This is a genomic window from Citrobacter sp. TBCS-14 (genome assembly GCF_005280805.1).
Classification (GTDB): domain Bacteria; phylum Pseudomonadota; class Gammaproteobacteria; order Enterobacterales; family Enterobacteriaceae; genus Citrobacter; species Citrobacter gillenii.
The window spans coordinates 1-309 of sequence record NZ_SZWM01001340.1; the positions used below are offsets into that span (position 1 = coordinate 1).

The following is a 309-nucleotide window of genomic DNA, read 5'->3' on the forward strand; positions in this document are numbered from 1 at the left end:
AGATCGTCAAAGTCCAGCACGTTGCACGCCTTCATATGCGCGTCGTACAAACCATAGCAGTGCGCGAAAATACGATCGCGTTCGCCTTTAGCGCTGGCCGCTGCCTGCGCCGGGGTCATCAGATCGTTTTTCCAGTTGGAGATCGTTGAGATCAGCTGTTGAAGGATAAGTTTATCGTCTTCAATTAGCCCTTCGGTCAGTTCCTTAAGCAGAGCCACCTGGTCGGTATCGTCAAACAGCGAGAAGTTCGACTTCATCCCCAACGCCGCAAATTCACGCTTGATGATATCCAACCCCAACGTGTGGAAC

At 51.8% G+C, this 309-nt stretch carries 1 protein-coding gene; it reads right to left on the minus strand.

What is annotated here, in order from left to right:
• Positions 1-309 (minus strand): UvrD-helicase domain-containing protein (locus FDX22_RS27720; protein WP_186805488.1); only part of this gene is annotated, 309 nt, incomplete at both ends.